Annotated in this window: 6 protein-coding genes, 1 tRNA gene, 1 other RNA gene and 1 pseudogene; 4 read left to right on the top strand and 5 right to left on the bottom strand. The window is 73.9% G+C overall.

All coding sequences use genetic code 11. The features are described 5' to 3' along the window. The 4 genes and pseudogenes from AX737_RS10240 to ssrS form a co-directional block, all read right to left on the bottom strand. A pseudogene (locus AX737_RS10240) lies at positions 1–410 on the bottom strand (flagellar motor protein MotA); the annotation flags it as partial. A 220-nt stretch (positions 411–630) separates the two neighbouring features. Continuing rightward, positions 631–1,449, bottom strand: a complete 819-nt coding sequence (locus tag AX737_RS10235; protein WP_066921041.1) for a TIGR00282 family metallophosphoesterase — start codon at positions 1,447–1,449, stop codon at positions 631–633. 37 nt (positions 1,450–1,486) lie between these two features. After that, complete coding sequence (locus AX737_RS10230) at positions 1,487–2,080, bottom strand: 5-formyltetrahydrofolate cyclo-ligase (RefSeq protein WP_066921040.1); 594 nt, start codon at positions 2,078–2,080, stop codon at positions 1,487–1,489. Beyond that, positions 2,070–2,227, bottom strand: a non-coding RNA gene (ssrS, locus tag AX737_RS10225) — 6S RNA. Before ssrS ends, AX737_RS10230 begins: the two co-directional genes overlap by 11 nt. 146 nt (positions 2,228–2,373) lie before the next feature. Here ssrS and AX737_RS10220 point away from each other — a divergent pair. The 3 genes from AX737_RS10220 to AX737_RS10210 all read left to right on the top strand — a co-directional run bounded on the left by AX737_RS10220 (position 2,374) and on the right by AX737_RS10210 (position 3,424). After that, positions 2,374–3,075 (top strand): Maf-like protein, encoded by a 702-nt coding sequence (locus AX737_RS10220; protein ID WP_082772976.1) that lies wholly within the window; start codon positions 2,374–2,376, stop codon positions 3,073–3,075. Continuing rightward, positions 3,072–3,266 carry a DNA gyrase inhibitor YacG gene (gene yacG, locus AX737_RS10215; RefSeq protein ID WP_238229899.1) on the top strand — a complete coding sequence of 65 codons (195 nt, stop codon included), beginning with the start codon at positions 3,072–3,074 and terminating at the stop codon, positions 3,264–3,266. Before AX737_RS10220 ends, yacG begins: the two co-directional genes overlap by 4 nt. A gap of 82 nt (positions 3,267–3,348) precedes the next feature. Then, positions 3,349–3,424 (top strand) — tRNA-Phe (locus AX737_RS10210). A gap of 104 nt (positions 3,425–3,528) precedes the next feature. Here the strand turns inward: AX737_RS10210 and AX737_RS10205 are convergent. Next, a complete protein-coding gene (locus tag AX737_RS10205) occupies positions 3,529–3,816 on the bottom strand; it encodes a hypothetical protein (protein ID WP_066921038.1) in 288 nt (95 codons plus the stop codon). 316 nt (positions 3,817–4,132) lie between these two features. On the opposite strand from AX737_RS10205, the gene AX737_RS10200 reads away from it, so the two are divergent. Beyond that, positions 4,133–5,332 (top strand): GNAT family N-acetyltransferase, encoded by a 1,200-nt coding sequence (locus AX737_RS10200; RefSeq protein ID WP_066921036.1) that lies wholly within the window; start codon positions 4,133–4,135, stop codon positions 5,330–5,332. Positions 5,333–5,549: the final 217 nt, after the last annotated feature.

Below are 5,549 nucleotides of genomic sequence, written 5' to 3'. Positions count from 1 at the left end.
CCCACCGCCGAGAGCGTGTCGATGAGGCCCCAGAACGTGCCGAGCAGGCCCAGCAGGATCAGCAGGCCCGCGATGTAGCGCAGGCTGTCGCGGCCCTCGTCGAGGCGCGCCGCCACCGTGTCGAGGAAGGCCCGGGTCCCGGGCAGCGCCGCGCCGCCGGCCCGCGCCGCGACCGCCGGCTCGAGGGGCTTGAGCAGGCGCGGCGCCCGCGCCTCGGCGCCGGCCGCCACCGCGTTGACGTAGGCGGCCTCCCGGAACAGGCGCAGCACCTGCCCGAAGGCCAGCAGCACCGCGATCAGGAGCACGCCGAGGATCAGGCCGTTGAGGCCCGGATTGGCCAGGAAGGCCGGCGTGATCTGCCGGAACAGCACGAAGGCCAGGAAGCCCACGAGGATCAGGAAGACCAGCATCCGCACGAGGTAGATGCCGGGCTTCGTGATCACGGGCTTGGCGGTCGCCGGTCCGGCCGCTCTCGGCTCGGCCGGGGGCCTCGTGGTGGTGGGGAGGGCGGCCATCGGTCGCGTCTCGCGGCTGAAGGAGGGCGCGCGCGCGCCGGACGGGCCGGCACTGTGGCGGCAGCGCCCTGAGCGATCAAGCCGCGGCGCGTGCGGCGCAGGGGCCTTGCAGCGCCTAATCCCAGGCTTTCGGCCAGGTCTCGGAGAGGTGCGGCCCGATCCGCACGGCCCAGGCCCCGACGGCGAGGCCCCGGGCGTCGGTCTCGACCGCGATGCCGCAGAGCGTGCCCTCCCCGCCCGCGACCTCCCAGCGGGAGCCCGGGGTCTTCTGAAGGAAGCGGCGGATCGGCTCGTCCTTCTGCATGCCGAGCACGGAATCGTAGTCGCCGCACATGCCGGCATCCGACATGTAGGCCGTGCCGCCGGGCAGGACGCGGTGGTCGGCGGTCGGCGCGTGGGTGTGGGTGCCGACGACGAGGCTGGCGCGACCGTCGAGGAAGTGCCCGAAGGCCTGCTTCTCGCTCGTCGCCTCGGCGTGGACGTCCACGATCACGGCGTCGGCCGCCTCGCCCAGCGGGCAGGCCGAGAGCTCGCGCTCGACGGCCGCGAAGGGGTCGTCCATCGCGTCCATGAAGACGCGGCCCATCACGTTGACCACGAGGGCCCGGGCCCCGGTGCGGGTCTCGACGATGCAGGCGCCGCGGCCCGGCGTGCCCGGCGGGTAGTTCGCCGGGCGCACCAGCCGCTCCTGGCGGTTGATGAAGACGAGCGCCTCGCGCTGGTCGAAGCTGTGGTTGCCGAGCGTCACCGCGTCGGCGCCGGCCTGGATGAGTTCGTCGCAGACCGTCTCGGTGATGCCGAAGCCGTGCGCGGCGTTCTCGCCGTTGATCACCACGCAGTCGAGCCGCCAGCGCTCGCGCAGGCCGGGCAGGTGCTCGGCGACGACGGAGCGGCCGGGACGCCCGACGACGTCGCCGAGAAAGAGCAGGCGCATGGTGATCCGTGGTTCGGAGAAGGCGGGCGGGCGGAGGTTAGGCCGGTTCGCGGGCGAGCGGAACCGGGCCGTCCTCTGTCACCACGTGGTCGAGGGGGCGGTCGTGCGGCTCGGCCGGCACGTGCTCCACCTCCTGGCACGCGAAGGCGATGCCGACGGTGAGCACCGGGTGCAGGGCCGAGAGCCGGGTGATCGCGCCGTCGTAGTAGCCGCGGCCGTAGCCGATGCGCTGGCCCTGCCGGTCGAAGGCGGCGAGCGGGACCACGAGGGCGTCGGGATCGAGGGGGGGAAGGTCGGACCGGGGCTCGGACAGGCCGAAGCCGCCCCGCACCAGCGCCTCGCCGGCGCGCCACTCGCGGAAGACGAGCCCCCCGGGCGTGACCTGCGGCAGCACCACGCGCTGCCCGCGGGCGAACAGGCCCTCGACGATCGGGCGCGGGTCGATCTCGCTGCGGATCGGCCAGAAGGCGCCGACGAGGCGGGCCTCGGCCAGCGCCGGCATCGCCAGCACGGCGTCGGCGACGCGGCGCGAGGCCTCGGCCCGGCGATCCGCCGGGAGGGCATCGCGGCGGGCGAGCGCGGCGCGGCGCAGCTCGGCCTTCGAATTCTGGGAAGCGGGGTGCGGAGCCACGTGAGCCGTTGGAGGATCGATCCCGGGAAACCTACAGCGTAGGTGGGCGCCGTGTTGGCCAGGTCCACGGACGAGGCCAGGAACAGCTCCCGAGGGAGTCGATAAGGCCCCGGGGAAAAGTTCTCCTGACGAACTCTGCAGCCCCGCCGTCACCATGTAGCGAGGACGGGCGACCCGCGCCAGGGGCCGGAGCGCTCGGGCCCGTTGTTTCTTTCCCGCGGACCTTCATTTACCACCCGCGGGACCCGAAGCCCCCTTCCGGCGGGGCATCGCGCGGCGCGTACCGGAAGACCATGACCCAGCAGACGAGCGCGGAGCAGGCCCCCGCGGACCAGGGCCTCAAGTCGGCCGAGAGCGCGACGGAGGTCGCGGCGCTTCCGGGCGCGCGCCTCATCCTGGCCTCGGCCTCGCCGCGCCGCCTCGCGCTCCTGCAGCAGATCGGCATCGAGCCGGACGCGCTCCTGCCCGTGGACGTGGACGAGACGCCGCGCAAGGCCGAGGCGCCGCGCGACCTCGCCCGCCGGCTCGCCCGCGAGAAGCTTGACGAGGCGGCGGCCGCTCTGCAGCGGTCGGGCGGGGACGAGCGCACCTGGCTCGTCTCCGCCGATACGGTGGTGGCGGTGGGCCGCCGCGTCCTGCCGAAGGCCGAGCTGCCCGACGAGGCGGCCGACTGCCTGCGCCTGCTCTCGGGCCGGCAGCACCGGGTCTACACGGCCCTCTGCCTACTCACCCCGCGCGGCGCGCGGCGCGAGCGCCTGGTCGAGAGCCGGGTGCGCTTCAAGCGCCTCTCGGGCCGGGAGATCGAGGGCTATCTCGGCTCGGGCGAGTGGCGGGGCAAGGCGGGCGGCTACGCCATCCAGGGGCTGGCCGGCGCCTTCGTGGTGAAGCTCGTCGGCTCCTACAGCGCCGTGGTCGGCCTGCCGCTCTACGAGACCGCCGCCCTGCTGGAGGGCGAGGGCTTTCCCGTGCGGGCGCGCTGGGGGGCGATGGCGTGAGCACGCGCGAGGCGCCCGCCCCCTGCCCGATCTGCGGCAAGCCGGCCGCACCGGCCTACAGGCCGTTCTGCTCCCAGCGCTGCGCCGACGTCGATCTCGGCCGCTGGCTCAGCGACCGCTACGTGATCCCGGGCGAGGACCAGGACGACACCGGCCCCTCCCCGCACGACGACCAGAACGAGAAAACGTGACGGACGCCGCGGGGAGGCTAGACAGGACCGAAAACGCCCCGTATACGACCGCCATCCGACGCCGCCGAGCGGCCCGGATGTCGCCCAGGTAGCTCAGTTGGTAGAGCATGCGACTGAAAATCGCAGTGTCGGTGGTTCGATTCCGCCCCTGGGCACCATCTTTCCCCTGAAAATTTGTACCTTCTGTCCGTCCGGATGCCGCGCGAGCGAGCGTTCCGCGGTGTCGACAGCATGGGAAGCCGCCTTCCCGACAGCCAGCGCGTCAGCGCGCGCGCGGTCGAGCGGCGCGCTCCGCCGGATCGGGCGAGCCGGACGTCGTCCCAGACGGCGGCGGGTCGGCCAGGAGCCTGCCGACCAGCCCTCCCGGCCGGTTGCCGTTGGCGGCCACGATCCGTCGGGCCTCCTCGACGCTCATGCCGCACGCGCTCGCCATGCCGCGCAGGGTGGCCAACGCCCGCTCGTATTCCGGAAGATCGACGCATCCCGGCACGCCCCAGGCCAGGACCGGAGCGGGCATCGCCAGACCGGCGACGAGCGCGATGAGAGCCAAGCCTGCCCTGTCCGGCACCGTGACCTCCCGGGACGCGAGCCGCAGCGGGCGCTCGCACGCCGCCCCTCATAGCCGCCGACCGCCGTCGCGGCAAAGCGCGCGGACCGGGGCGTCGGCGGTCGCAGATCGTCGCGGTCCGGCTGCGCGACAGGCCGCACGAGATACGGGGCGGCCGGAGGCCAAGCACTTCCGGATTAGATCCTTTTGATATCCGATCCTCATCGGGAATGCATGTGCCTTCGATCACGGCATGTGCGTAAATACTCTCCATCGCGCAGCCCGCGGGGGCGCGATATCTGGGGAGGACCGCTTCCACATGCTCGAAGCTCTTCCAGCGCGCGCCTTCGGCGTCGCGCTACCGGGCGCGGCGCGCGCGGCGTGCAGCGTCGGCGTCAGCCAGGATCTCGAGGCTCTGCGCGACGCGTGGACCGCGCTCGAAGCCCGGGCGGGCGGCGGCGTCTTCCAGAGCTACGCATGGTGCCGGGCCTGGGAGGACGCCGCGCGCCGCGCCGGCTGCCGACAGACGCCGCGCATCGTGACGGTTCACCAGGACGGCCATCTCGTCCTGCTCTGGCCGCTCGCGATCCGCAGGCTCGGACCGTTGCGCGTGCTGCGCAGCTTCGGCGAGCCCGCGACCCAGAACGCGGACGCGCTGGTCGCCCCCGGAGCCGAGCGGGCGGAGTGGCTGGCGGCGGCCTGGCGGGGGGTGCGCGCGATGCGGGACGTCGATGCCGTCCTGCTCAGGGGCGTGCGGGAGGACGCGGCCATCGCGCCGCTCGTGGCCACGCGCGGCCGCTTCGCCACGCGCGAGACGGAGGCCCCGTTCTGCGACTTCCGCAGCGAGGGCGCGCGCCGCCGCTCCGGCCGGACGCGGAACGCGCTCCAGCGGAACCTGCGCCACCTCGCCGAGGCCGGGCCGGTGATGTTCGAGGTCGTCGCGCCCGAGGGGCGCGCCGGGGCGATGGCGGAGGCCCTCCGGCTCAAGCACGCTTGGCTGCGTCGCACCGGGCGGTTCAGCGCCGGCTACGCCCACCCGGCCAACGCCGCCTTTTTGCGGGGCGTGGCCGAGTGCCCCAACGCCCTCATCCTGCGGCTCACGGTCGGCGGCGAGACCGCGGCCATCGAGGCCGGGCTGATCCACCAGGGCACCTACGCCTCCCTGGTCCAGGCCTACGAGGCCCGCCACGCGGCGTTCGGGCCGGGCCGATTGCTGTTCCGCCACATGGTGGACCACGCGGCCGATCTCGGGATCGCCGTGCTCGACTTCCTGGCGCCGGCCTCGCGGCACAAGTCGGAATGGGCGAGCGGGGCGGTCAGGGTGCGGGATTATGCCGTGCCGCTGCGCCTGCGCGGCTGGATGCTGCTGGCCTACGTCCGCCATCTGAGGCCGCGCGCCAAAGCCTGGCGCGAGCGGGTCGGCGCCGCCCTGAAGGGGTTCGGACGGCGGCCGCGCGGCGAGGCCCACGCGCGCGGGGCCGGCCTCGTCGAGACCGGCCCCGGTGAACGATCGGGCTAGATCGGCTCCCGGTCGCGTGGCGACCTGGAACGGCTCCGGCCTCCTGCATCAACGCATCTCGGGCGTCGAACCGGCGCCCATCCCTGCGGAGAGCGCTCTAGAGGCGGCGCGGTGCGCTCAGCAATCGTCGCCCTTCTTGCCGAGTTCCTGGTTGGGAACGGAGTTGTTCATGGCGCCGACGGTGCCGGGCGAGGCCGGCTGCTGGCCGCCCGCGAGG

The organism is Methylobacterium sp. CCH5-D2 (genome assembly GCF_001556475.1).
Lineage (GTDB): Bacteria > Pseudomonadota > Alphaproteobacteria > Rhizobiales > Beijerinckiaceae > Methylobacterium > Methylobacterium hispanicum.
This window is presented reverse-complemented; position numbering and strand designations above follow the sequence as displayed.